This is a genomic window from Janthinobacterium sp. 75, assembly GCF_004365495.1.
In the GTDB taxonomy this organism is placed as follows: domain Bacteria; phylum Pseudomonadota; class Gammaproteobacteria; order Burkholderiales; family Burkholderiaceae_D; genus Janthinobacterium.
The window spans coordinates 4,193,242-4,218,518 of record NZ_SORD01000001.1 but is presented as its reverse complement, the minus strand read 5'-3'; the positions used below and the strand labels follow the sequence as shown (position 1 = coordinate 4,218,518).

Genomic DNA, 25,277 nt, shown 5'->3' with positions numbered 1-25,277 from the left:
CTACATCAAGTTTGCCCGGATGCGTGCAGTGTCCCGCCTGTCGCCTCGATGGCCGCGCCCGTTTCTTGCACAAACAGCCGCAACTGTTCCTCCAGCGCATCGAGGCGCGCCAGCAACGCCGTTTGCGGGGCCTGGGCTGCTTCGCGCTCGATGGCTGCGACGATGGCGACGGCGGGGAGGGCATGGAAGTTGGCCAGCAAGCCAGCCAGGGTATGTGCCTGGCGGCTCGCGGTGGGCCGGTCGCCCGCCAGCATGGCTGCGCGCAAGGCCGTCAGCTGCTCCGGCAAGCCGGCCAGGAAGGAGGCGCCGATGATGCCGATCACGTCGGCGTCGGCGTTGGCCAGCGCGGCGGCGTAGTCGAAGCGCGGCGCGCTGCCGGTGGCCGGCGCTGCCACTTCCGGCGCCATGGCGGGCGGCAGCGTAAACTTGCTTATCTGCAACACATGCTGCTCGATCAGACTTTGGAAGGCGGCGGTGCGGAAAGGCTTGGACAGGTAATCGTCCATGCCGCCGGCGATGCAGCGTTCGCGGTCGCCTTCGAAGGCGCTGGCCGTCATGGCGATGATGACGCTCTTCGGCATGCCTTGCGCTTCGCGCTGGCGTATCTGCGCGGTGGCTTCGAAACCGCCCATTTCCGGCATCTGCAGGTCCATCAGGATCATGTCGAAATGGGCTGCCGCCTGGCAATCGAGGGCGATGCGGCCGTTCGCCGCATGCGTGACCCGGTGGCCCGCATTGGACAGCAGTACGGTGGCCAGTTCGCGGTTCATGGCGTTGTCCTCGACCAGCAGGATGTCCAGGCTGGACGTGCCTTCGCGCACGGAATGGCGCGTCACCACGGGCGCAGCGCTGGGCATGCCGCGGCAGGTGCCCAGCACGCTCATGGTGATGGCCAGCAATTCCTCGGGGCTGGCCGGCTTGAGCAGGTAGCCCTGGATGCCCAGTTCGCGGCAGCGCGCCGCGTCGCCCAGGCTGCCGCTGGAGGACAGCATGACGATGGGCACCTGGCTCCAGTGGGGCAGGGCGGCGAGGGCCGCTGCCGTGTCGAAGCCATTCAGGCCGGGCATGGCAAAGTCCATGATGATGCAGTCGACCGGCAGGGCGGTGCGGCAGTGCTCCAGCGCCGCCTCGCCCGACTCGCAGGCGGTGACGCTGGCGCCGCTGTGCCCGAAGATCTTGCGCAGGATGGTCAGGCTGCTGGAATTGTCGTCGACCAGCAGGATCGCCCGCCCCGCCAGCGAGGCAGCCGGCGGCGGCAGGCAAGGCTGATTCTCGCCGATGGGCAGGGCCAGATCCACGGTGAAGCTGCTACCCTTGCCCAGTTCGCTCGACAGGCCGATGCTGCCTTCCATCATCGTCACCAGGCGGCGCGTGATCGACAAGCCCAGTCCCGTGCCGCCGAAGCGCCGCGTGGTCGAACCGTCTTCCTGCTGGAAGGCATCGAAGACGGCCTCCTGCATGTCGGCGGCGATGCCGATGCCGGTGTCGCGCACGCACAGCTGCACCTGGGCCATGCCATCGGCGCAGGCGCGCAGCTGGGCACTGACAGTCACCTCGCCGCGGGGTGTGAACTTGATGGCGTTGCCCGCCAGGTTGGTCAGCACCTGGCGCAGCCGGCCAGGGTCGCCGAGCAAGGTTTGCGGCAGCGCGGGATCGACGTCGAGCACCAGTTCCAGGCCCTTGGCCTGGGCCCGCATGGCCTGGGCACGCATGGTTTCCTGCATCAGCTGGCGCAGATTGAAAGGAATGCTTTCCAGGGTCAGCATGCCCGCCTCGATCTTCGAGAAATCGAGGATGTCGTTGATAATGCACAGCAGGGCGTCGGCTGAAGCCTTGACGATTTCCAGGTATTTGCGCTGGTGGACGTCGAGTTCGGAATCGAGTACCAGATCCGTCATGCCCAGGATGCCATTCATCGGCGTGCGGATTTCGTGGCTCATGTTGGCCAGGAATTCGCTCTTCGAGCGGCTGGCCGATTCGGCCACTTCCTTGGCCAGCAACAGCGCGCGCTCTGCCGCCTTTTGGCTGGAAATGTCGACTATGGTGCCCACCAGGCCGAGCAGGCTGCCGTCCGACTTCAGCAGGGCCGCCTTGCTGAACAGGACATCGACCTGGCGCGTGCCGATGGTCAGGCGGTCTTCAAACGTCTGCTTGCCCTGGTCCTGCAGCAGGTGGCAATCGTGCAGAATCACTTGCTGCGCCCCCTGCTGCGGCAGGATGTCGGCCATCGTCATGCCCAGGATGTCCGTTTGAGCGAGATCGAAGAAGGCGCAAAAGGCGCGGTTGGCGCGCAGGTAGCGGCCCTGCACATCCTTCAGGTACAGGGGAATCGGGATGGTCTCGATCAGTGCATCGACGAAGTTGAGGTTGTGCTGCAGGTCGCGCGCCGCCAGGCGCCGTTCGGTGATATCGGTCAGGCTGCCGGTGATGCCAGCCAGGCGTCCCTGGCCATCGCGTTCGGCGCGTGCGCACACGTCGACCCAGCGCACGTTGCCGTCCTTGGTGACGTAGCGCGCTTCATGGCGCATCGTGTCCACCTGGCCTGCCAGAAGCTGTGCCAGGCCGATGCCGGCGCGCTCCCGGTCGCGCGCATCGATGAATTGCAGGACATTCTTGCCCATGCTGTCGGCGGCGCTGAAGCCGGTGATGGTGTGCCATGCGGGGTTCAGGAAGGTCCAGGCGCAGTCCAGGTCTGTGCGGAAGACCACTTCATTGAGGCTGTTGACAACGTTGCGGTATTCGCGCTCGCTTTTGGCGATGGTTTCGGCCATGCGCTTGCTTTCGCTGATTTCCGTGCGGATGGCGATGTACTGATAGGGCTTGCCGGCCGCATCGAGGAAGGGCACGATGGTGGCGTCGACCCAGTATTGCCCGCCATCCTTGGCGTGGTTGCAGATTTCCCCGTGCCACACCTGGCCGGCGGTAATGGTTTGCCACATCTGCGCAAAGAAGGCGTCAGGATGCGTGCGCGAATTGATCAGGCGGTGCGTCTTGCCGATCAGCTCTTCGCGCACGAACCCGCTGATGGCGCAGAACTTGTCGTTGACGTAAATGATGACGCCGGCTGTGTCGGTAATGCTGATAATGGCATGCTGGTCCATCGCAAAGCGCTGGTTCTGCAGTTCGATGCGGCGCAGTTCCTGTTGCGACACCAGCTCGGCGAGCAGCACCGAGAGGCCTTCGATATCGCCTTCCTGCGGCAGGTGCTGGCCGGAATCGTCGTTGTCGAGCAGGTGCACGGCCGCCACGCGCAGCGATTGCAGGACGCGGTTGCGGCTGGCCAGTTCCGTGCGCAGCAGATCGTTGGTCATGCTCAGTTCTGTCGAACTCAGCTCCAGGCTGCGCGAGCGCAAGTCCAGGTCGCGTTCGGACTGTTCGTAGGCGCTGTCGATGCGCAGCAGCAGGGCCGGCAGGCCGGCCAGGAAAGCGGCCAGTTCGGGGGGCGTGCCGGCTTGCGCCCCTAAGGCCTGGGCCTGTTCCAGCAAGGCGATGCAGGCGCTTTCCGAGTCGATATTGCAGACGCGGCTCAGTTGGCGGGCAAGGGTACGGTTCATGCTTCGCTCAGCACGGTCACGGTCATCGTCTGGTTATGCAGCTGGCACGCGCCATGCGGCTGCGTGATGCCGATTTCGCCGTTCGAGTAGAAACCGGCGATACAGGTGGCACCGCTGCCCAGTACGTCGGCCACCGCTTCGACCTCTTCCTCGACACTGTCGCCCATGACCAGCTTGCGCCCCACGCAGCTGACCAGCAGGGCCAGCTGGTCGCCCACCGAATCGGCGTGGAGCTGGACGCTGCGCGCGGCCGTTTCGGCCCCGTCTATCAGCCGGTTGGTACTGGAATGCATTAATTTCAGGTAGCCGTCGGCGAGGATGTCACCGGCCAGTGTCAGCGAACCCTGTTCTTCATCGACGGCGAGGATGGTGCGAAACACATTGCTTTTTTCATGCGCCGCCGTGAGCATTTCAAACGGAAACAGCAGGCCCGAGCCCGGCAGGTCGCGCGCATAGTCGCCCAGGTACAGTTTGTAGATGTCCAGCGCCCGCGCGCCATCCAGCCCATACAGCACGTTGTCGACGCAGCGCGTCACCTTGCGCGCCGGACCGAACGCTTCCCATCCCGCATGGCTGCCGTAGCCGAGGCGGATATGCTCGCCGTACAGGCCGACGGCGATGATGGTATTGTCGGCCGTACCGCGTGGACCCAGGGTCCAGGTCTGGCGGAAGGCGCCGCCGTCGGCGGCCAGCCCGCCGGATATGGTGACGCCCGGGGGAAGATTCGCCTGCAGGCCAGCGATGAGGGCACTGCCGTTGATGGCCACGCCCGTGCCCAGCATGAAGACCGCCGTCAGGTTTTCCTGCGGCAGCGCCTGCGCCAGGCGCTCGCCCGCATCGTGCGAGTCCGCCATGTCGCAGATAATGGCGTCGGCGATGGCCACCGCCGTGTGCGCGAAGGCGATGGCGGTGATGACGCAGCTGTCGTCATAGACGCGCTTGCCGGCGATCTCGCCGGCCGTGGAGCAGCCGGCGATAACGGCGCCGGGCAGTTGGCGGCGCAGCGCCGCCGTCAGCTCCGGGGTGGAGAAATAGGCGCAGGCGCCAAAGACAAGCACCAGCTGCGGCTGTATGGCGGCCAGGGGTGCCAGTGCGGCATCGATATCGGCACGATTTTTCAGGATCAGTTGTTGCACGCGCATGGCAGGGTCCTCGCTTACAGTGGGTGGGCGTGATGCTGGACGGGGTCGGGCAGGCTGCTGCGGATATCGAGCACCTCGTCCCAGGCGCCCAGGAAGGCGTCGATGCAGCGCGGGCAGAAATGACTGCCCGTATTCTGTTGGAGGAACAGGTACGCTTGCTCCACTGGCCAGGCCGGCTTGTACGGGCGTTCCGAACTGAGCGCGTCGAAGACGTCAGCCACGGCGACGATGCGCGCCGACAGTGGTATTTGTTCGCCCGCCAGGCCGTCCGGATAGCCGCTGCCGTCGTATTTTTCATGGTGGCTGCGGGCGATTTCCTCGGCCAGGCGGATCAGCGGCGCATCGCTGCCGGCGAGGATCTGGCCGCCGATTTCCGCGTGCTGGCGCATGATGGCCATTTCCTCGTGGTTCAGTCGCCCCGGCTTGAGCAGGATATGGTCGGGCGTGGCCAGCTTGCCCACGTCGTGCATGGGGGCTGCCTTGAGCAGCAGTTCCTGCCATTGCGCATCCATGCCCAGGTTCCTGGCGATCAGCGCCGAGTAGCGGGCCATGCGCATGATGTGAGCGCCCGTTTCAGGGTCGCGGAATTCGGCCGCCCGCGCCAGGCGCGTAACCAGTTCCATCTCGCGCGCCGTGACGTTGGCGATGGCCTCGCTCACTTCATGCTCGAGCAGCTTGGCACGGTCGGCCAGCATGGTTTGCGCTGTGCGCAGGGCCAGCAGATTGCGCACGCGCAGGCTGAACTCGATGGTGTCGACGGGCTTGGTGAGAAACTCCGTGACACCGAGCGAAAATGCCTGCTTGCGCACGGCGCGGTCGTTCTCGGTGGTGACCATGATGATGGGGATGTCGGCCATGCCTTGCATCTTGCGGAAAATGCTGAGAAATTCATTGCCCGACAGGCTGGGCATCCGGTAGTCGAGCAACACCAGGTCCGGCACATGCGACTCGCACCAGGTCAGCGCATCGATGGGGTCGTTCATGCAGACGGGCTCGATGCTGCTGGCCTTGCGCGCCAGGGTCGATAGCAGGCTCAGGTTGGTGTCGTTGTCATCGACGATCAGGATGCTCATATTGTCTCCGGAGGATGGCTGTCAGGTGGCGGCCGGGATGGCGATGGCTGCCTCAGGCAGCCAGTTTGCCCGTGGCGGGCATGCCCAAGCCTGACAGCAGGCTGTCCATGTCGAGCACGATCAGCAGCCGTTCATCCAGGCTGCCGATGGCCGTTACATGGCCGGCCATCGCCGAGCCGTGCAACTGCGGCGGGGGCTTGAGCTGTGCCGGCATCAACGGCACCACATCGGCCACGCGGTCGACCACGATGCCGGTGGCGCCATGCGCAAAGATGAGGATGATCACCACGGTCGAGGCGTCGTATGCGGGCGCGGCCTGGCCCAGTGCAATGCGCAGGTCGATCAGCGGCACGATGCTGCCGCGCAGGTGGATGAAGCCCTTGAGGAAGGCGGGCGCATTGGCGATACGGGTCACGGCGCCGTAGCCGCGGATTTCCTGCACCTGGCCGATGTCGATGGCGTATTCCTCATTGCCAAGGCCAAAGACCAGCAATTCCCGGGCGCCCGCTTGCGCCAGCTGGCTTGCTGCCGCGGCATGTGTTGTGGTGGTTTCCATGTGCTTGCTCCTGTCAGGTGATGCGTGATGCATGAAACTGCGAGGGTTACCGGGTGATGCTCAAACCTGCTCGATGCGGTTGCGGCCATTGCTCTTGGCCTGGTACAGGGCGGCGTCGGCTTGCATGAAGCCGGCTTTCCAGTCACCGTCTGCAGGCAGCGGCGCCAGGCCGATGCTGATCGTCACCGTGATGGGCGTGTGCTCGAAGTCGACGCACGTTTCGGCCACGGCAAGGCGGATGCGTTCGGCCACCTGGCGCGCCATGACCATGTCTGTATGGAGAAACAGCAGGCCAAATTCCTCGCCGCCCATGCGGGCGACGACATCGGATGCCCGCGCCTGGCTCTGGAGCACGGCCGAGATGGCTTGCAGCACGGCGTCGCCGGCGGCGTGGCCATGCCGGTCGTTGACGAGCTTGAAGAAATCGATGTCGGCGATGCCGATGGTCATCGGACTACCCGCGCGCCTGGCCCGCGTGGACGAACGCACGGCGTCTATCTCGAAGGCGCGGCGATTGGGCAGGTGAGTCAGGGGATCGCTCAGGGCGATGCGCTGCAACTGCTGCCAGCGGGCCGCGTTCTGCAGTTCGATGGCGCGTTCGTGGCGCTGGTCGATGAAGAAAGCGCCCATGTAGTTTTCATTATCCAGCTTGCCCAGATCCATGGCCTTGAGCATGATGGGCAGCATCGTGCCATCGCGATGGCGAATGGCGAAATGGCGCTTGTTGCCCAGCACCTTGGGGTTCTTGCAGCTGCCGGCCAGATAGGCGCCGATCTGCTCGCCATGCTGCTCGCGCACGGCGTTAGGCAGCAGCGTTTCGATCTGCTGGCCCGGCAGGCTGCCTGCGTCATAGCCGCTCAGCGCATACATGGCATCATTGGCATAGTGGATGCGTGAAGCGGCATCGATGATGATGGCTGCATCGTCGGCGACGTCGAGCAGGCGCAAGGCCAGGATTTGGTTCATGTACTTCTCCCCTGCAAAGAATACGGAGATGCCGGGTGGTCGAGGCTGCGATAGCTGTTGCACCACTTTGATTTCTCCTTGGAAATCATCATACATCAAATAAAATTGATTTCAACAAATATTTTGATTTTCATGATTTTATTTGGTTTTTTTGCACGCGACAAAATCCCGCTCTTGATCGCCTTGCCAGCGTACCGGTCGTCATTTCACTCTCCGGGCAGCTGTATTTTCCCAGTATTCGTTTGCCTGTCGGCAAAGGAAATTGTATTTTTCGGGTATATATTTATTGTATTTGGTAAATTTATGCAGCAAAATACCAGGGATACAGGTCAGTCACTGTAAATGGAGGAGATGGACATGCGTACGAAGATGCCGGTCAGGGGCAGGGCAGTGGTGCACAAGGGCGGGCCGGCATCCGGCAGCGCTCCCCATCGGCACAGGCTGGGCGATGGCGTCTCCCGTTCAGCGTCGCGGCGCCTGAAGGCGATCGCCTGTCTGATCTTGTTGCTGGCCGTGATACCGGCCGCGACTTGCATCGCCACGGGGCACGCCGGCGTGCCGAAGCTGTTCAGCACCGTGTGCGGCGTGGTGTCGTGCGCGGCCGCGGCTGGCAGCGTGCACGGCTGGTAGGTGGCGCTTACAGCGCCTGGCTGGCGGCGTAGATCAGCAAGCCGGCCAGGCCGCCCACGATGGTGCCGTTGATGCGGATGAATTGCAGGTCACGCCCGATGGCCAGCTCGATGCGCTCGCTCATTTCTTCCTTGCTCCACAGGTCCAGCCGACTGGCGATGAAGGCGCCCACTTCGCCACGGTAGCGGCGCACCAGCGCACCGCTGCCGGTGACGATGGCGTCGTTCAGCCATTGCCGCGCAGCCGTATCCGCGGCCAGCACCTGGCCCGTGTTGCGCGCCAGGCTGGCGATGGCTTGCGCCATCACAGGCTGGGCCGTGTGCAGGTCGGCCAGCAAGCGCGTACTGAGGTTGTTCCAGACGTCGCCCAGCATCGCTTGCACCGTATCGCTGGCGATCAGCTGCCGCTGGTAGCGGCGCACGGTCTCTTGCCACTGCGGGTCGGCCTTCAGGTGCAAGGCGCTGTCGGCGATCCAGCCGGCGATGCGCTGGCGCAGCGGGTGCTGCGGATCGACGCGCACGGCGAGGGCAAATTTTTGCAGCGAGGCGATCATGCGCGGCTCATACGCTTTCACGGCTTTTTTCACCAGCGTGTTTTCGATCTGGAAGGCGCCCAGCACGAAATCGCCGATGGCGGCGTGGTGGCGCTCGTCGTCCAGGTAGGCGGCGCTGCGGTCGAGCATGAAGTCCAGCAGTTCCTGCGGCTTGCCGTCAGCGATCAGCGCGTCGATACAGTCCGCCGCCACCTCCGATACATTCAATTGGCCCAGGTAGTTGCTGGCCTGTACACGCAGCAGCCGGCCCAGTGCTTCGTGGTCGGCCATTGCCAGCAGTTGCCTGGCGACGCCGGCGCTGGCCATGCCCAGCTGCTGCGCATGGGCAGGCTGGGCCAGCCAGGCGCCCAGGCGTGCGGCAGGATCGGCCTGCACGATGCGTTCGGCGATGCCTTGTTCGGTAATGAAATGGTTTTCCACGAAGGCACCCAGGCTGCGGCCGATGTCCGCCTTGCTGTTCGGGATGATGGCCGTATGCCACAGCGGGATGCCCAGCGGGTGGCGGAACAGGGCCACCACGGCGAACCAGTCGGCAATCGCACCCACCATAGACGCTTCGGCGAATGCCTCCACATAGCCCCAGGCGGGATGGCTGCCGCGCTGCGAACGGGCCACGGCGAAGACCAGCGCTGCGAGCAGCAGCAAGCCGACGGCCAGCCACTGCATGCTGCGCAGGCGCGCGCGCTTGAGCTGGTCCGTGCTCTGGTCCAGTTGTTTGATGAGGTCGGGGGAACGTTGCATGGATGGCGGCCTGTATTGCTGCGAGACCGCCATCTTAACTGGGACAGCGACAGAATATGTCGCAGCAGGGACTTTTACTGCGGCGGGTGCAGCAGCGAGCGCCGGCGCGCGTAGCCGAAGTAAATAACCAGGCCGATCGCCAGCCAGATGCTGAAGGCCATCCAGGTGACCCAGCTGAGGAAGGTCATCAGGCCCACGCACAGGATCACGGCCAGCGCCGGTACATAGGGCACGCCGGGGCAGCGGAAGGCGCGCGGCAGGTCGGGACGCTTCTTGCGCAGCACCACCACGGCGACGGAGACCATGGTGAAGGCGGCCAAAGTACCAATGTTGATCAGCTCGGCGAGGATATTGAGCGGGATCACGGCGGCGATCAGGCCGAAGACGATGCCGACCAGCCAGGTGGCGAAGAACGGCGTGTGGAAGCGCGGGTGCACGGTCGACAGGCGCTTTGGCAGCAAGCCGTCGCGTGACATGGCGAAGATGATGCGCGTCTGGCCGAAGGCCATCACCAGGATGACGGTCGTCATGCCAAGGATGGCGCCCAGGTCGACGAAGCCGGCGATCCAGTTTTCGCCCGCGTATTGCAGGGCCAGCGAGACGGGATGGTCGACGCCGAGGAATTTCTGATACGGCACGATGCCCGTCATGATGGCCGAGACCACCACGTACAGCACGGCGCACACGGCCAGGGAGCCGATAATGCCGATCGGCAAATCGCGCGATGGTTTCTTGACTTCCTCGGCCGCCGAGGTGACGGCGTCAAAGCCGATGAAGGCGAAGAACACGAGCGCGGCGGCGCTCAGCATGCCGTGGTAGCCGAACGGCATGTAGGGCTGCCAGTTGGCCGGCTGCACGTGGCGCGCACCGAAAATGATGAACAGCAGCACCACGCCCACCTTGATGGCCACCATGATGTTGTTCAGGCGCGCCGATTCGCGCACTCCCCAGCCCAGCATGGCCGTCAGCAGCAGCATGATGACCAGGGCCGGCAGGTTGATGAAGGTGGTGACGCCCGGCAGCGCGCCCGGCGCGGCCGTGAGGGCCGCAGGCAGGGCGATGCCAAAGCCCGACAGCAGCGACTGGAAGTAGCCGGACCAGCCGACGGAGACGGCGGCCGCGGCCAGGCCGTATTCGAGCAGCAAGTCCCAGCCTATCATCCAGGCGGCCAGCTCGCCCAAAGTCGCATAGCTATAGGTGTAGATGGAGCCGGCCACGGGCACGGTGGAGGCGAATTCCGCATAGCACAGGGCGGCGAAACAGCAGGCGACGGCGGCCACGACAAACGACAGCGAGAGGGCGGGGCCGGCCGTCAGCGCGCCCGTGCCGGTGAGCACGAAAATGCCGGTGCCGACGATGGCGCCTATGCCCATGAGCACCAGGTCGAAGGGCCCAAGCACCTTGGCCAGTCCTCCCGGCTTCTTGCTGTGGGCAATCATGTCATCCAAATTCTTGGTTCTAAATAAGCTCACTGTGTCTCCTGGTAGTTTTTGTCATGGCGCCATTGCCGCCTCGTGAGTAGCACGACGCAGCCAGATTCTAGCCCAGGCGGCGCGCATTCCAGAAGGAAAACTGTACTGTGCCGTGCCTGCCCGCCTGCAAGCTTGTCTGGCAGGCAAAAAAAAGCCCCGGGATGATGGACCGGGGCTGTAAAGGAGACTGCTTTATTTATCTATTTTGCTATTTTGCAAAATGGGCTTCGATCTCTTCCAGAGTCTTGCCCTTGGTCTCGGGCAGCAAAAACGCGGCCGCCAGGAAGTACAGCACGGTGCAGCCGGCGCCGAAGAAGAACAGTGTCGAATAGCCGTGCAAGCCCACCGTCGGCAGGAAGATGGCGGCGATCACCGTCGAGACGAACTGGTTCACCAGCAGGGCGATGCTCATGCCGTTCGAGCGGATACGGGTCGGCATCAGTTCGGACAGGGCCAGCCACACGCACACGCCCGGTCCCACGGCAAAGCTGGAGACAAACACGCAGATGGCGATCGCCACCAGCCAGCCGTGCGTGGACGAGGGCACGGGACCCAGGCTGGCCTTCTCGATGCGCAGCGGCGCTTCGCGGCCGGCGGCCGGGTCGGCGAACGGGTTCAGGTGCAGCTTGCGGAAGAACACGCCGATCACGCTGTCGGCCTGTACGGCGTCTTCGCGGGCGATGCTGACCTGGCGCAGCACGGGATCATCGCTGCGCAGGCTTTTCACATTCGTGAACGGGCCGTAGGCGTAGGCGATGGTCAGCTGCTGCGGCGTGCCGTCGGCCGCCGCGCCCAGGGCGGTCAAGGTGGCCGCATCGAGGCGCAAGGCCAGGGCGTCGTTCTGCACCTGGGTGGCGATGGCGGGGCGCACGTCAACCAGATGCGCTTCGGCGCCGCGGAACAGCAAACCGGCCGCCAGCAGAGAGACGACGATGCCGCCCGTGCCCAGCATCAGCAGGAATTTGCGGCCCTTGCGGTCCACCAGCAGCACAGCTACCACCGTCATCACGGCATTCAGTACTTTCAGCAGGACGTCCGCCATGTTGGCCGAGGCGCCGGACAGCCCCGCCTGGTTGAGGATGTTGACAACATACGCGAGGATGGAATTGATGCCCGTCGCCTGCGTGCAGGCCAGGATCAGGCAAGCGAGCAGGAAGGGCAGCACATAGCGGCGGCTCAGCAGCGGGTCCTTCGCCTTGCCGTTTCCGCTGGCCTTGGCCGCATTTTCGGGGGTATCGAGCATTTCGCGCAGCTCCAGGTCGGCAACGGCGGGCAGGCGCGTGCGCAGCAGCGACTGGCGCGCCTGTTCGATGCGGCCGCGTTGCGCCAGCCAGCGCGGCGATTCGGCCAGCAGCAGGGCACCGATGGTAAACACCAGGCCCGGCGTCAGGCAGACCCAGAAGATGCTGCGCCAGGCGTGGTCCTTGGCCGTGAAGATGGCGGCGATGCGGCCCGCTTCCGGCAAGGCTTGCGCCGCTTGCGTGGCCGTTTCCACCGTCTGCGCCTGCTGCAGGCCGATCAGGGCGGCGGCTACCAGGCCGATGGTCAGCAGCAGCTGGAACAGGGCGGCGCCCCGTCCGCGCTGTTGCGCGGGCAGGCATTCGGCCAGGTACAGGGGCACGACGACGCCGATCAAGCCGCCGCTGATGCCTTGCAGCAGACGGCCCAGCAGCAGTGGCGTGTAGCCATCGGCCAGGGCGATCAGGGGAATACTGGCGCTGAAAAGGGCGCCGGCCAGGAACATCACCCAGCGCCTGCCGAGGAGATCGGCCAGGGCGCCGGCGAACAGCGAAGAAAGAACTGAACCCAATAGCACGGCGGCGACGATAAAACTCAGCTGCTGGGCCGTCAGTTTCCACGCCACCGAGGCCGTCGATTCCAGGTAGGGCAGGGCGCCTGCGATGATGCCGATGTCTATGCCGTACAGCAATCCCCCCATGCCGGCAATGAATAGCAGGTAGCGCATGGCCCACACGGGGGCCTTGTGTGACGTGTCGTGCATGAAAACTCCGGGACGGGGTTGAGGTAGGTTGAGGTGGTCTAGCGGGTGGAAAGATCGATGGCCGCGCCTTCGACGAAGACGGACACTGGCTGCAAGTTGGTATCGAGGACAACGATATCGGCCCAGGCGCCGGGCGCCAATCGGCCCCGTTCGGATTCGCCCAGGTAATCGGCGGGGTACAGCGACAAACGGTTCGAGGCGTCGGCCAGGTCCAGCCCCAGCTCGACGAAATTGCGCAGGGCCTGGTCCATGGTCAGCACGCTGCCTGCCAGCGACCCCGTGGCCAGGCGCACGCAGCCCAGGCATTTGTAGACGCGCTGCGTGCCCAGACCATATTCGCCATCGGGCATGCCGGTGGCCGAGGTGGCGTCCGTCACGCCGTACAGGCGCGGAATGGCGCGCAGGGCCGCGCGCAGGGCGCCCTTGGCCACGTGCTGCAGGTCGGGGATGATTTCCGCGTACTCGGCATGCGCGAGCGCGGCGCCCACCATGCCCGGGTCGTAATGGGTCATGCCCGTCATGCCGTTGTACAGGTGGGTAAAGCCGGCGACGCCGGCTTTCAGGGCCGCCACGCCTTCGTCATACGTGCCGGCGCTATGGCCGATCTGCACGCGGATGCCCATCGCCGCCAGTTGCGGGATCAGTTCCATGTGGCCGGGGATTTCCGGCGCCATGGTGAGTACCTTGATGGGGGCGATGGCGTGAAAACGCTGCACCAGCGCCAGGCTGGCTTGCACTACGTCGGGCGGCTGCGCGCCCAGGCGGTGCAGGTTTAAAAAAGGTCCTTCCAGGTGCACGCCCAGCATGCGCGCGCCGTTGGCCGGGCGCTCGGCGATGACGCCGGCCAGACCTTGCAGGGCGCGCAGGATCGAGGGTTCCTTGGCCGTCAGGGTGGTGCCCAGCAGGGCGGTGGTGCCGTGGCGCGCATGCACTTGCGCCACGGTGGCGCCCGCGTCGCCCCCTTCCATGATGTCGACGCCGGCCGCGCCATGCACGTGCAGGTCGATAAAACCGGGCAAAATGGTCAGCGCGCTGTCGGCGGCAGGGTCTTCTTGTATCTGGACGATACGCTGGTCAAAAGTGATGGTGCCCGTGATCCAGCCAGATGGGGTAAGGATTCTGCCGCTCAGCATGTGTTATTCCGCTATAAAAAGTTCGATGCCCAGCTTTTGCAGCCCTTCGCGGTATTCCTGGCTGATGCTGGCATCGGTGATGACGGTATCGACGCGGTCCAGCTGCACGATGCGGTGCAGGCTGACGCGGCCGAACTTGGAGGCGTCCGTGAGGACGATGATTTTCTTGGCCCGTTCCACCATCTTGTGGTTCAGGCTCGCTTCCGCTTCGTGGTGGGTGGTGACGCCGAACTGCAGGTCGAAGCCGTCCACGCCCAAAAACAGCTTGTCGAAACTGTAGGCTTGCAAACAGGTTTCCGCCTGGCTGCCCTGGATCGACAGCGATTGCTTGCGCAGCAGGCCGCCCGTGAGGATCAGGTCCACGCCGGGCGCGTCGGCCAGTTCCCACGCGATGTTGAGGCCATTCGTGGCCACCGTCACGCCGGTCGCATCGCGCAAATGGCGCGCCAGCGAGATGGTGGTGGTGCCCGAGTCGATGATGATGTTGTCGCCCGGTTCCACCAGCCGCGCCGCATAGGCGCCGATGCGCTCCTTTTGCTCGTGGTTGATGGCGTCCTTCTGGCGTATCGTATGCTCGGGCGGCGGCGTGCGCGTCAGGGTCGCGCCGCCGTGGCTGCGTGTGGCCATGCCTTGCGCTTCCAGCGCATTCAAGTCGCTGCGGATGGTGACCGCGGACACGCCGAGTTTTTCCACCAAGTCGGTCACTTGTACCGAGCCCTGCTGGGTAAGCATTTGGAGGATGGATTCACGGCGTTGGCTGGTATTTCGCATGGTGGCGGGCTCAGTAAAAAATGAAAATATCGAGCTTAACAGATTGCCGCTTCGGCAACGACGGGGACTGCCGTATTGCGGTTGCAGGCACGCGCATATTGCGCCAGCAGGCTGCCGATCTTGTGCTCGATCAAGGCCGGCGCCTCCGCCCTCAAGCTGCCCTGCACCACAGCCAGGTACTGCTCCGGCAAATGCTGGCTCAGGAGCGGCAGCGGAATCGTCAAGGCGTCCAGGTTGGCCAGCAGCTTGTCGACGGTGGCTGCCACTTCCGGCTCGCCCCAGTAATAGCGGCAACGGTCGCTCAAGCCGTAGCGGCGCATCAGACGCTGTTCTTCCGGCGTGCCCAGGTAATGCTTGATCCAGTTCTTCGGCTTGGCCAGCATCACGTCGTCGAGTACCTGCATCAGCCGCGAGGTGGCGTGCGCCGGCAGCAGTTCCTCCTCGATCTGGCATAGTGCATACAGCGCCTCGCGCAGGGCGAAGGTGGCGGCCGGACCCACTTTCAGGATGGCGAAATGGTCGCGCACCATGGCGTGCAGGGCCGATTCGCGCTGGTAGTCGGTGGAATGGGCCTCAAATACCAGGCCAGGCTGCTCGGCAACAAAGGCCGACAGTTCGGCGGCCGCAGGCGCATCGTAGTGCTGGATGCTGCTTTGATCGAAATCAACGCCCGGCTGCACCACCATGGCGATGACGCGGCGCCAGGCGCCGTGCAAGTCATTTTCCAGGAAGGCGCTGCGGTGCACGTCCAGGGTGCGGCGCGCGGCCTGCGGGCTGGTGACGGCGCCGGCCTGCGCCAGCGATGCTTCGCCGCCGGGTATCGGCACTTCCGTGCCGATCACGTAGACGGGCGGCGCGAAGCCGGCGGCGGCGGCGGCCGCTTCGGCGACGATGCACAGGCGCGCCGAACGGGCGGCCACGGTTTCATCGTCGAGCTGCAAAGGGTCATCGGCACAGCGCATGCTGCAATCGAGGTGTATTTTATGGAAACCGGCCGACGCATACGCGGCGATCAGGGTCTCGGCGTGGTGCATGGCGGTGGCCGCATCGAGGTGCTGCCAGGCGTTCGGGCCAAGATGGTCGCCGCCCAGCACCAGGCGCTCGGTCGGGAAACCCTGTTCCCGCGCCAGTGCCAGCATGGTGTCGCGGAAAACGGCCGGCGTCATGCCCGTGTAGCCGCCGAACTGGTCGACCTGGTTCGAGGTCGCTTCGACCAGCAGCACGGTGTCGTAGTCGCTGGCCACGCGCATGGCGGCGCGCAGCACGCTCGGGTGGCTGCAGCAGACGGCGTACAGTCCCATGCGTTCGCCGCGGCGGTGCGCCTTGATCACTTGCTGGATGGGGGACAGTGTAAAGGTCGGGTTTTCCACTTGCTTCATCATGTTGACGCCTTTGTATGTTGTCGTATCAAAAGGGCCGCGCCGCGCGCGCCGCCGGCGTCGCCAAAGCGGGGCGGCAAAATGGGCGGCACGTGCACGCCGGGGAACAGATGGCGCTTGACGGCGGCCGGCAGCTTGTCGTACAGGTGGGGCAGCTTGGACAGGCCGCCACCGAGCACGATGACGTGCGGATCGTAGGCCAGCACCAGGCTGGCCAGCGCGTGGCCCAGCACATCGAGGTGCACGGCCACCGTGCGTTCGGCCACGGCATCGCCCATGTTGGCCCGGGCCACGATGGCCAGCGGCTCGGCGCCGTCGCCGCCGAAATGCGCGTGGATTTTGCTCATGGCTGGGCCGGAGACGTAGCGTTCCAGGCAGCCCGTCTTGCCGCATGGGCAGGGATAGTCGGCCAGGCCATGCTGCGTTAGCAGGGTGGCGGGCAGGCTCCAGTGGCCCCATTCGCCGGCCACGCCGTTAAAGCCGCGCAGCAGCTGGCCGCCCACGCAATAGCCGCCGCCGGCGCCCGTGCCGAGGATGGCGCCGAACATGCTGGCGGCATTCTCGGCCGCGCCGCCTTGCGCTTCGGACAGGGCGAAACACTGGCAATCGTTGCCGATGGCAACCGGGCGCTGCAAGGCCTGTTGCAGGGTTTGCGCCACCAGCCGGCCGTTCAGGGCGGGCACGTTGGAACTCAGTTGCCGGCCGCTGGCGCTGTCGATCACACCGGGCAAGCCGATGCCGACAGGCGCCGCCGTGCCCAGGGCGGCGTCGCCGCGCGCTACCAGGTCGACGATGGCTTGCACGAAGGCGGCAAAATCGTCACCGGGCGTGGCCACCCGTTCGCGGAACATTTCCGTCAGCGTGCCGTCGCGGTCGGCAAAGGCCACCAGCTCCATCTTGCTGCCGCCGATGTCGATGCCGTGGTAGCCCGCGGTAGGGTTAGAATTGGTCATGGCCATAGATGGTGACGCCCTGCACGACACGGTTGACGATGCCGCCGGCAAATGGATTGTCGGGGCGCAGTTGCAGCAGCGCGGACTGGTGCAGCGCATATTGCTGCGCCATCAGCAGCCACAGCGGAGCCAGCCACGCATCGGGCCAGGCCGGTGCATCGGCCGAGAGGTCGCCGCCGATGCCTACCGTCAGGCACGTCTGTGCCACGCTGTCGCGCTGCAGCTCTTTAAGCAAGTCATCTTCATACTGGCGCGCCAGCGGCTTGCTGCTGCGCAGCAGTATCACCAGCGACTCCGTGGTGACGGCCGATTTCGGGCCGTGGCGGAAACCCAATGGGGTATTCGCCATCGCCATCACGCGGCCACCCGTCAGTTCCAGGATCTTCAGGGCCGCTTCCTTGGCCAGCGCTTCCAGCGGACCGCTGCCCAGGTAGACGACGCGCTGCACCGGGGTTGATCCCAGGTCCGCCACAGGCGCCGACCAGTCGCGCAAGGCTTGTTCGCCCAGTTGCGCCAGCGTCTCCAGGCGGGTCAGGTCCGTGCCCTTGCCCAGCACCGACAGGGCCGCCAGCAGCATGCTGCTAAAGCTGCTGGTCATGGCGAAGCCGCGATCACAGCTGCCTTCCGGCATCAGCAGGTTATAGGTATTGCTGTCATTGGCGCCCTGGCGCGCCAGCTTGCCGTCCGCGTTGCAGGTGATGTTCAGGAAGCGCGCGCCGGGCACGACCTGGCGCAGCAATTCCACGGCGGCCAGGCTTTCCGGGCTATCGCCGCTGCGGGCAAACGAAACGAGCAGGGTGGGCGCGTCCGCTTCCAGGTACAGCTCGTGGTGCGTCAGCAGGGTGGTGGTGGCGATGGCGCGGATCTGCGCGGGCCAGGCGGCATTCAAGGTGTCGACGACGATTTCGCCCACGTAGGCCGAGCTGCCGGCGCCCGTCAGGATGACGCGCTGCACGGGATTGGACAGCGCGTCGCCCAGGAAGGCGGCCAGGCTGGCCTGCTCGCTGCGCAAAATGCCGGCCAGCGCACGCCAGATGGCCGGCTGGTGGGCGATTTCCTCGGCCGTGTGCAGGCCGCCGATGTCGCGCCAGGTTTGAATGTCACGCTGAAGTAGGGTAGTCATGGAGTGTCAGTAAAGTGTTTGTTGGAGAAAGCATAAATACTAAATTTCGAAAAGTCAAATACGAAAGTAAAACGAAAGTAAATTGTTTTTCGACTTGCGAAATAATGTCGTTTTATCGGGTCTGGATCGTGTTGCGGTGCCGCATGAAACCCAGTTGAGCTGCTGCTTGTCGCTGAAATGCGACGATAACGAAAGTATGTTTTGTGACATTTTGGTGAAACGTAAGGAAAATGCGCCAATTTTGGGCATTTTATTAATAAATTGCTTGCAAAACTTTGTTTTGATTGACGATATTTATTTTTCTTCTTAAAGTATTTCCATCACTTCGATTTTCTGAAAGCCGCCTGATGAATCCACTCCCGCTTCCCCGCCGCGTCCTTGCCGCCTGTGTCCTCGCCGCACTTGCCACCCTGGCTGCCCCTGGCCTGCATGCCGCGCCGCTCGGCAATTTGCAGTCGCTCTCCGCCGTGCACCTGGCCGACGTGGCCAAGGGCGAGGCGCTGGGCTGGGATGTGCGCAGCGATACGGGCATGCAGTTGCGTATCAGCCTGCCACAGGTGGACGTGCTGCGCATCCAGGCGGGCGGCAAGGCCGGTTTGACGGGGCCGGGCGACAAGGCCGCGCCCATCGTTGTCGGTCAGCCTGCGGCGCAGGTGGCGTATCAGCTCAGCGAGCAGGCCGACCATGTCCTGATCAGCACCGAGGCCCTGAGCTTGCGCATCGACCGCAAACCCTTGCGCTTTACCTTGTTCCGCAAGGGCGACGCGGTACCGCTGTGGCGCGAGGTGCAGCCTTTGTCGCTGGACGACAAGCAGGGCGTGCAGGTGCTTTCCAGCCTGCCGGGAGAACGCTATTTCGGTGGCGGCCAGCAAAATGGCCGCTTCGAATTCAAGGGCAAGCAGGTGCCCGTGTCGTATTCGGGCGGCTGGGAAGAGGGCGACCGCCCGAATCCCGCGCCATTTTTGATGAGTTCACGGGGCTGGGGCATGCTGCGCAATACCTGGTCCGACGGTAATTACGACTTGCGCGACAAGGAGCAGATCTCGCTGCAGCACGCGGAAGGCCGCTTCGATGCGTATTTCTTTGTCGGCAAGGACCTGCGCGACGTCGTCGCCCGCTACACTGACTTGACGGGCCGCGCGCGCATGTTGCCCCGCTGGGCACTGGAATACGGCGACGCCGATTGCTACAACGACGGCGACAATGTGAAAAAGCCCGGCTCCGTGCCGAAGGGCTGGACCGATGGCCCCACGGGCAAGACGCCGGACGTGGTGGAAACGGTGGCGCGCCAGTACCGCGAACACGACATGCCGGGCGGCTGGATCCTGCCCAACGATGGCTATGGCTGCGGCTATACGAACTTGCCGGAAACGGTGAAGGGACTGGCTGGCTATGGCTTCCGCACGGGCCTGTGGACGGAAAATGGTGTCGACAAGATCGCCTGGGAAGTGGGCCAGGCGGGCAGCCGCGTGCAAAAGCTGGACGTGGCGTGGACGGGCAAGGGCTACCAGTTCGCCATGGATGCGAACAAATCAGCCTACGACGGCATCCTGAACAATTCCGACAGCCGCCCCTTCCTGTGGACGGTGATGGGTTGGGCCGGTATCCAGCGCTACGCCGTGGCGTGGACGGGGGACCAGAGCGCCAGCTGGGACTACATCCGCTGGCACATTCCGACCCTGATCGGTTCGGGCCTGTCGGGCCAGGCGTATGCGTCCGGTGACGTCGATGCCATCTTCGGCGGCAGCCCGGAAACCTATCTGCGCGACCTGCAGTGGAAAAGCTTTACGCCCGTCCTGATGGGCATGTCCGGCTGGGCCGCGGCCGAGCGCAAGCATCCGTGGTGGTTCGATGCGCCGTACCGCGACATCAATCGCCGCTATTTGAAACTCAAGATGCGTTTGACACCGTATATGTATACGCTCGTGCGCGAAGCGGAGCAATCGGGCGCACCGCTGGTACGCGGCCTGATGTGGGATTACCCGCAAGACCCGGCCGCCTACACGGAAGCGTACAAATACCAATTCCTGCTGGGGCGCGACGTGCTGGTGGCGCCCGTTTACCGCAGCCAGGCCGTCAGCGGCGGCTGGCGCAAGGGCATCCACCTGCCGCAAGGTACGTGGTACGACTACTGGGATGGCCGCCAGGCCACGGCGGACGCGAAAGGGCGCGACCTGGATATGCAGGTGACGCTGGACAAGCTGCCCGTGTTTGTGCGCGCTGGCGCCATCCTGCCCATGTATCCGGAAATGTTGTACGACGGCCAGAAGCCCAAGGATCAGCTGACCCTCGATATCTACCCGCATGGCGATTCCGCGTATACGCTGTATGAAGACGACGGCAACACGCGCCAGTACCAGGGCGGCGCCTTCAGCCAGCAAGTCATCCGCATGCGCCAGACGGGCGGCGATGTGCAGGTCGACATCGGCGCCGTCGATGGCAAGTACCAGGGCCAGGAGGCGCGCCGCGGTTACGCGCTGCGCATGCTGGCGGGCAAGGCACCGGCCGCCGTGCGCGCGGGTGAGCGCCTGATCGCGGCATCCGGTGTCCGTGCCGCCTATGACAAGGCGATCGAAGGCTGGTATTTCGACGCGGCAGACCGGCAAGGCACCCTGCACGTGAAAGTGGCGTCGCAGGACATCCGCCAGCCTTTGATGCTGCAGGTCGCTGGTGCGCTGGCCGTGGCGAGAATCGATGCAGATTTCCCGGCCGCCCCCGTGCCGGGCCGCGCCTTGCCGGCCGACGCCATGCAGGTGGTGGCGCGTCCGTTTGAAGAAAGCGGCTATCCGCTGGAAAACGCCTTCGATGGCAAGCCGGAGACATGGTTCCGCACCGTGCGTAGCCCGTCCGTGAAAAGCGGTCCGCACGAATGGGTGATCGGTTTTACGGAACGGCGTTTGGTGGACGGCATCGAACTGGCGCCGCGCAACGACCAGCACTGGAAGCATGGCCAGGTGCGCGACTATGAAATCTACATCGGCGACAACAACGGCGAGTGGGGGGCGCCGCTGGTGCGCGGCACCCTCAAGCTGCAGGAAGGCAAGCAGACGATCAACTTTCCGGCCACGGCCGGGCGCTTGCTGCGCTTCCGCGTCATGAGCACGCAAAATCCGGAAGGTGACGGCGCAGCGTCCACCGATCCGATGGTCACTGCGGCGCAAGCGGGGCCGGTGGCGCGCGCGTTTGATGCGGCGCTGGCGACCGACGTGGCGCCAGTGACCTTGTCCGAATTCCGCGTGCTCGAACACCGCATGGCCGAAGGCGAGGAGGTGCTGCGCTACCTGTCGGACCTGGCGCTGCCGAAGAATATCGCGAAAGACCGGCCGGCCGGCAAGGCGGCCGAGATGCGCATGAACGGGCTGTGGTTCCGCAAGGGCCTTGGCGTGGGACCAGCCAGCCGCATCGACTTGCAGCTGGCTGGCAATTGGAATCTGCTGCGCGCCGACCTGGGCGTGGACGATAGCTGCCGCAGCGCGGGCGGCTTGCAATTCCAGGTATGGAGCGGTGAGCGGCTGCTGTACGACAGCGGCCTGGTCACGGCTCCCGGGGTGGTCAAACCCGAAATCGACGTGCGCGGCCTGAGCCAGCTCAGTTTGCGCACTCTGGGCGCGCGCGGCGCCCAACCGGCCCAGGTGTGCGGCAACTGGGCCAATGCCGTGCTGACCGGCACGGAAGGCGCGACAGTCAAGCCGCGCTAACCGGCCTTCAATCATTTCACTAAAAACGAGCCCCTCTTCGGACCGGGGAGGGGCTCTTGCAGCCTGACGAAAACAAATCACTTATAAGAGGGAGATGGGAATGCACTTGAAAAAACTGATGGCCGCCATGGTGGCGGTAGGGTTGGCGTCGACAGCGCTGGCAGCGGAGGAGGAGAAACTGGCGCGCGTCGAAGTGACGGGCTCGAGCCTGAAGCGCATCAACGCGGAAACGGCGTCGCCGGTACAGGTGATCAATGCCAAGCAGATCGAAAACATGGGCGCGCTCACCTTGCTGCAGGTGCTCGACAACCTGCCCGCCGCCCGCCCGGCGCAGCAGGACTTCCGCTCGATGTTCACGGGGTCGGACGGCGGTTCGCAAGCGAACTTGCGCGGCCTGGGGGCGCAGGGCACCTTGGTGCTGCTGAATGGCCGCCGCCTGTCGTTCTATGGCGCGCCAGCCGGCTTCCAGACCATGTTCGTCAATATCGACGCCATTCCTGCCGCCGCCATCGAGCGCATGGAAATTTTGACGGACGGCGCGTCGGCCGTGTATGGCTCCGATGCCGTGGCCGGCGTGATCAACGTGATCACCAAAAAGAGCTACCAGGGCCTGGAAGCGCGCGCCAACGGCGAGTTTTCTCCCCGCGTGAAAGCCTATGGCGAGCGCCAGGCCAGCGTGCTGTACGGCCTGGGCGACCTGGCCAGCGACGGCTACAACATCTACGGTTCCGTGAACGTCTACCAGCGCGACCGCATCGCGCTGGCCGATACCTACCAGAAGCGTCCCTCGTATTTTTATGTAAACAATCCCAATTTCATTCCGAACATGCGCGTGGGCGTCGGCAGCGAACCGGGTGTGATGAATCCCGGGACCTTCTTTGTCTTCGACAAGGCCAACAACAATGCCCGCACCCAGCGCGCCGCGCCAGGCTGCAACAACAGCATCACAGAGGCGTCGGGTAGTCGCTGCGTGTGGAATGCGCTGCCCAACCAGCTCGACACGGGCCCGACCTCGGAGCGTGCAACGGCTTACCTGAGCGGCCGGCTGAAACTGGGTGGCGACATGGAAGCGTTCGCGGAAGGCGCCTTCACTCACATCAAGATGCGCGGCGAGAATGGTCCGTCCAGCTTCAACAGTGGCAGCACAAATAACTGGTTCGCGCGTAACACAGGCAATACCCTCAACACCTTCGCCACGCCTTTCCTGAGCCCGAACAACGTCTACCTGAAAGGCAAGCTCGATGCCGACATGGTGGCCAAAATGGGCGGTGCGGCCGGCTTGAATTACCTGTTGCAGGATGCGACGAGCCACTTCGGCCAGAAGAATGTCGATGAAAACTACCGCGCGCTCGTCGGCTTGCGCGGCAGCATCGGCGGCGGCTGGGATTTTGAAACGGCGCTGAGCGTGGCGGGCAGCCACTCCACGCTGTTCCAGACGGCGAATATCAACATTAAGGGTTTTGAACAGGCGTTTGGCCCGTTCACGAAAGACCCTGTCAGCGGCCGCACGTATATCTCGGACAATCCCGCCTACAAGTTCGGCGAAATCAGCGACGCCAACGCGGCGCTCCTGCGTGCCGCCTACCCGACCTTCGCCATCGAATCCTGGACCAAGCTGATGACCTGGGATGCGAAGCTGGAAGGCACCTTGTTCAAGCTCGGTGAGCGCGAAGTGCGCGCCGCCGTGGGTACCAACATCATGCGTGAGAGCTTCCTCACGCCCGGCAACGCGGACGCGGCCAATGGCCTGATCACGCAGCAGGGCGGTTCCTGGTTTGATGGCCGGCGCACCATCGCCGCCGTGTTTGGCGAAGTGGTGGTGCCGCTCAGCGACACGCTGGAAGTCAATGCGGCCGCGCGCCTGGACAAATATCCGCATTTCGCCGCCAACCTGGCGCCCAAGCTGGGCGTGATCTGGCGCGCGCGGCCTGACCTGATGCTGCGCGGGACATATTCCGAGGGCTTCCGCGCGCCCAATCTGGCTGAAGCGGGTTCGGGCGGCGTCTTTGCGCAGGTGGGCGGCATCCGCGACACTGTGCGCTGCGATGAAACGAACGCCATGGCGCGCGCCCTGATGAAGTCCCGGGTGGCGACGGATGCGGACCTGGGCAAGAGCTTGCTCAATTCGAATTGCTCGACGACCGTGGGCGGCCTGACCCCGCCGAACCAGAACCTGCGTCCGGAGAAGGCCAAGATTTCGACCGTGGGCCTGGTCCTGCAGCCGGCCAAAGACGTGAGCATTTCGCTCGATTACTGGTTCATCAACCGCCGCGACGAAATCGTGCGCCAGGACTTCAACGAGCTGTTTACGGAGTTGGTGGACAAGTACGGCCCCACTCTGGCCGGCACGTCGAGCGCCATCCGCAATGGCTTGACCGACGCGGACCGGGGCAACATGGCGGCGGTGGCGGCCATGTGCGCCAATCCCGCCAACGCGGGCGTGTGCGCGGCTGGCGTGCCGGGCTACTCGGTGGGCAACCTGGGCGGCTTGATCAACTCGTATTCGAACCGTGGCCGTACCCTGATGGACGGCGTGGACATCGATGCGCGCACGCGCTTTGCGCTGGGCGACTGGGGCAAGCTGAGCACCGGCATCGCGGCCACCATCCGCAAGCGCGACACCCATGACAGCGAAGACGGCAGCGACATCAAGGGCAATACCGTCGGCTACTACGATTCGCCGCGCTACCGCGCTACCGTCAACGCCGACTGGAGCTACCACAACTTCGTCAGCAGCGTGTTCGTCAATTACTCGGGCAAGACGCGCTGGGCGTATGGTCCTTGGGACAAGGACAACACACCGGAAAACTGCACTGCGGCCTCCGTGGCCCTGCCTGCAGGACAGTGCAAGGGAGCGCCGTCGTACACCACGGTCAACCTGGCCTTCAGCTGGAAGCCGATCAAGCACCTGGACGTGGGCCTGAACGTGAAAAACGCGTTCAACAAGCAGCCGTACTACGACCCGAACGGATGGGAAGGCTACAACCATAGCCAGGACCTGTTCGGCCGCCAGTTTGCCCTCTCGGCCAGCTACAAGTTCTTTTAAGACGTGATGATGCCCCGGCCCGCCAGCGCGACCTGCGTTATGGCGAGCTGGGCTACTGTCATGAAAAGAAAAAGACAGCATTCCGAAATGCGCAATACGAAAGATAAGCGTAAGCGAAAGTGGATAGCCATGTCCACTTTCGCGTTTTTCTCCCCCGGTTCCTGTGCGAAATATGCGCTGCCGACCGTCTCCTTGCGTTCAGGTGTATCTGCCACACCACGGTAACGAAAGTTATCTGCCTCGACACTCATTCAATCGAAAGATAAATCGCCTTTTCGTGCCACGTTTAACGATAATTTTGCCTTATAACTTTCTTTTCATTGACGATACTTATTTTTCTTTTTAAAGTAATCCCAAGAAAACGAAAATCGGCCGATACGGACCGATTTCCCGAAAGGTGCGGTTGCCTGGCTGCACCGGCCGACGACCACCATAAAAATTGCGCCCCCGACTCCGCCCTGGAGCTGGGAGGGCGCGTAAAACCC

Annotated in this window: 16 protein-coding genes; 3 read left to right on the top strand and 13 right to left on the bottom strand. The window is 64.2% G+C overall.

Annotated features, from left to right (window positions below; genetic code table 11):
• Positions 1 to 5: 5 nt before the first annotated feature.
• Genes C8C89_RS19160 through C8C89_RS19140 form a run of 5 tightly spaced genes read right to left on the bottom strand, consistent with a single transcriptional unit; the run spans position 6 to position 7,291 of the window.
• On the bottom strand, positions 6 to 3,554 hold the full coding sequence (locus tag C8C89_RS19160; protein WP_133991857.1) for a response regulator: 3,549 nt from the start codon (positions 3,552 to 3,554) through the stop codon (positions 6 to 8).
• Positions 3,551 to 4,696 carry an FIST N-terminal domain-containing protein gene (locus C8C89_RS19155; RefSeq protein WP_133991854.1) on the bottom strand — a complete coding sequence of 382 codons (1,146 nt, stop codon included), beginning with the start codon at positions 4,694 to 4,696 and terminating at the stop codon, positions 3,551 to 3,553. Before C8C89_RS19155 ends, C8C89_RS19160 begins: the two co-directional genes overlap by 4 nt.
• 14 nt (positions 4,697 to 4,710) lie before the next feature.
• Positions 4,711 to 5,769 (bottom strand): HD domain-containing phosphohydrolase, encoded by a 1,059-nt coding sequence (locus tag C8C89_RS19150; protein ID WP_133991851.1) that lies wholly within the window; start codon positions 5,767 to 5,769, stop codon positions 4,711 to 4,713.
• A gap of 52 nt (positions 5,770 to 5,821) precedes the next feature.
• On the bottom strand, positions 5,822 to 6,325 hold the full coding sequence (locus C8C89_RS19145; RefSeq protein WP_133991848.1) for a chemotaxis protein CheW: 504 nt from the start codon (positions 6,323 to 6,325) through the stop codon (positions 5,822 to 5,824).
• Between the two features lie 60 nt (positions 6,326 to 6,385).
• Positions 6,386 to 7,291, bottom strand: coding sequence for a GGDEF domain-containing protein (locus C8C89_RS19140; protein WP_166674801.1), 906 nt, complete (start codon positions 7,289 to 7,291; stop codon positions 6,386 to 6,388).
• Positions 7,292 to 7,648: 357 nt separating this feature from the next.
• On the opposite strand from C8C89_RS19140, the gene C8C89_RS19135 reads away from it, so the two are divergent.
• On the top strand, positions 7,649 to 7,921 hold the full coding sequence (locus C8C89_RS19135; protein ID WP_133991842.1) for a hypothetical protein: 273 nt from the start codon (positions 7,649 to 7,651) through the stop codon (positions 7,919 to 7,921).
• Between the two features lie 7 nt (positions 7,922 to 7,928).
• On the opposite strand, the gene C8C89_RS19130 is transcribed toward C8C89_RS19135, so the two are convergent.
• The 8 genes from C8C89_RS19130 to C8C89_RS19095 form a co-directional block, all read right to left on the bottom strand.
• The gene (locus tag C8C89_RS19130; RefSeq protein WP_133991839.1) at positions 7,929 to 9,215 is read right to left on the bottom strand and encodes a DUF445 domain-containing protein; all 1,287 of its coding nucleotides are present in this window, start codon (positions 9,213 to 9,215) and stop codon (positions 7,929 to 7,931) included.
• 74 nt (positions 9,216 to 9,289) lie between these two features.
• Complete coding sequence (locus C8C89_RS19125; protein WP_101481079.1) at positions 9,290 to 10,687, bottom strand: amino acid permease; 1,398 nt, start codon at positions 10,685 to 10,687, stop codon at positions 9,290 to 9,292.
• Positions 10,688 to 10,895: 208 nt separating this feature from the next.
• The gene (locus tag C8C89_RS19120; RefSeq protein ID WP_133991836.1) at positions 10,896 to 12,689 is read right to left on the bottom strand and encodes an MFS transporter; all 1,794 of its coding nucleotides are present in this window, start codon (positions 12,687 to 12,689) and stop codon (positions 10,896 to 10,898) included.
• A gap of 38 nt (positions 12,690 to 12,727) precedes the next feature.
• Positions 12,728 to 13,822, bottom strand: coding sequence for an N-acetylglucosamine-6-phosphate deacetylase (locus tag C8C89_RS19115; RefSeq protein ID WP_133991833.1), 1,095 nt, complete (start codon positions 13,820 to 13,822; stop codon positions 12,728 to 12,730).
• Between the two features lie 3 nt (positions 13,823 to 13,825).
• A complete protein-coding gene (locus tag C8C89_RS19110; protein WP_101481082.1) occupies positions 13,826 to 14,593 on the bottom strand; it encodes a DeoR family transcriptional regulator in 768 nt (255 codons plus the stop codon).
• 35 nt (positions 14,594 to 14,628) lie between these two features.
• A complete protein-coding gene (locus C8C89_RS19105) occupies positions 14,629 to 15,972 on the bottom strand; it encodes a D-tagatose-bisphosphate aldolase, class II, non-catalytic subunit (RefSeq protein ID WP_208327800.1) in 1,344 nt (447 codons plus the stop codon).
• A complete protein-coding gene (locus C8C89_RS19100; protein WP_133991830.1) occupies positions 15,972 to 16,925 on the bottom strand; it encodes an ROK family protein in 954 nt (317 codons plus the stop codon). Before C8C89_RS19100 ends, C8C89_RS19105 begins: the two co-directional genes overlap by 1 nt.
• Positions 16,912 to 18,048, bottom strand: a complete 1,137-nt coding sequence (locus C8C89_RS19095; protein WP_133991827.1) for an SIS domain-containing protein — start codon at positions 18,046 to 18,048, stop codon at positions 16,912 to 16,914. Before C8C89_RS19095 ends, C8C89_RS19100 begins: the two co-directional genes overlap by 14 nt.
• Positions 18,049 to 18,395: 347 nt before the next feature.
• Between C8C89_RS19095 and C8C89_RS19090 the strand changes: the two genes are divergently transcribed.
• Together C8C89_RS19090 and C8C89_RS19085 are read left to right on the top strand one after the other, a co-directional pair.
• On the top strand, positions 18,396 to 21,746 hold the full coding sequence (locus C8C89_RS19090; protein ID WP_133991824.1) for a TIM-barrel domain-containing protein: 3,351 nt from the start codon (positions 18,396 to 18,398) through the stop codon (positions 21,744 to 21,746).
• Between the two features lie 100 nt (positions 21,747 to 21,846).
• Positions 21,847 to 24,792 (top strand): TonB-dependent receptor, encoded by a 2,946-nt coding sequence (locus tag C8C89_RS19085; protein WP_133991821.1) that lies wholly within the window; start codon positions 21,847 to 21,849, stop codon positions 24,790 to 24,792.
• Positions 24,793 to 25,277: the final 485 nt, after the last annotated feature.

Bases quoted from the DNA above. Each gene is read 5' to 3' on its own strand.
- C8C89_RS19130 (WP_133991839.1), bottom strand. From the start codon at position 9,215: ATGCAACGTTCCCCCGACCTCATCAAACAACTGGACCAGAGCACGGAC.
- C8C89_RS19135 (WP_133991842.1), top strand. From the start codon at position 7,649: ATGCGTACGAAGATGCCGGTCAGGGGCAGGGCAGTGGTGCACAAGGGC.
- C8C89_RS19110 (WP_101481082.1), bottom strand. From the start codon at position 14,593: ATGCGAAATACCAGCCAACGCCGTGAATCCATCCTCCAAATGCTTACC.
- C8C89_RS19155 (WP_133991854.1), bottom strand. From the start codon at position 4,696: ATGCGCGTGCAACAACTGATCCTGAAAAATCGTGCCGATATCGATGCC.
- C8C89_RS19150 (WP_133991851.1), bottom strand. From the start codon at position 5,769: ATGAGCATCCTGATCGTCGATGACAACGACACCAACCTGAGCCTGCTA.
- C8C89_RS19105 (WP_208327800.1), bottom strand. From the start codon at position 15,972: ATGAAGCAAGTGGAAAACCCGACCTTTACACTGTCCCCCATCCAGCAA.
- C8C89_RS19120 (WP_133991836.1), bottom strand. From the start codon at position 12,689: ATGCACGACACGTCACACAAGGCCCCCGTGTGGGCCATGCGCTACCTG.
- C8C89_RS19100 (WP_133991830.1), bottom strand. From the start codon at position 16,925: ATGACCAATTCTAACCCTACCGCGGGCTACCACGGCATCGACATCGGC.
- C8C89_RS19140 (WP_166674801.1), bottom strand. From the start codon at position 7,291: ATGAACCAAATCCTGGCCTTGCGCCTGCTCGACGTCGCCGACGATGCA.
- C8C89_RS19145 (WP_133991848.1), bottom strand. From the start codon at position 6,325: ATGGAAACCACCACAACACATGCCGCGGCAGCAAGCCAGCTGGCGCAA.
- C8C89_RS19090 (WP_133991824.1), top strand. From the start codon at position 18,396: ATGAATCCACTCCCGCTTCCCCGCCGCGTCCTTGCCGCCTGTGTCCTC.
- C8C89_RS19160 (WP_133991857.1), bottom strand. From the start codon at position 3,554: ATGAACCGTACCCTTGCCCGCCAACTGAGCCGCGTCTGCAATATCGAC.
- C8C89_RS19085 (WP_133991821.1), top strand. From the start codon at position 21,847: ATGCACTTGAAAAAACTGATGGCCGCCATGGTGGCGGTAGGGTTGGCG.
- C8C89_RS19115 (WP_133991833.1), bottom strand. From the start codon at position 13,822: ATGCTGAGCGGCAGAATCCTTACCCCATCTGGCTGGATCACGGGCACC.
- C8C89_RS19095 (WP_133991827.1), bottom strand. From the start codon at position 18,048: ATGACTACCCTACTTCAGCGTGACATTCAAACCTGGCGCGACATCGGC.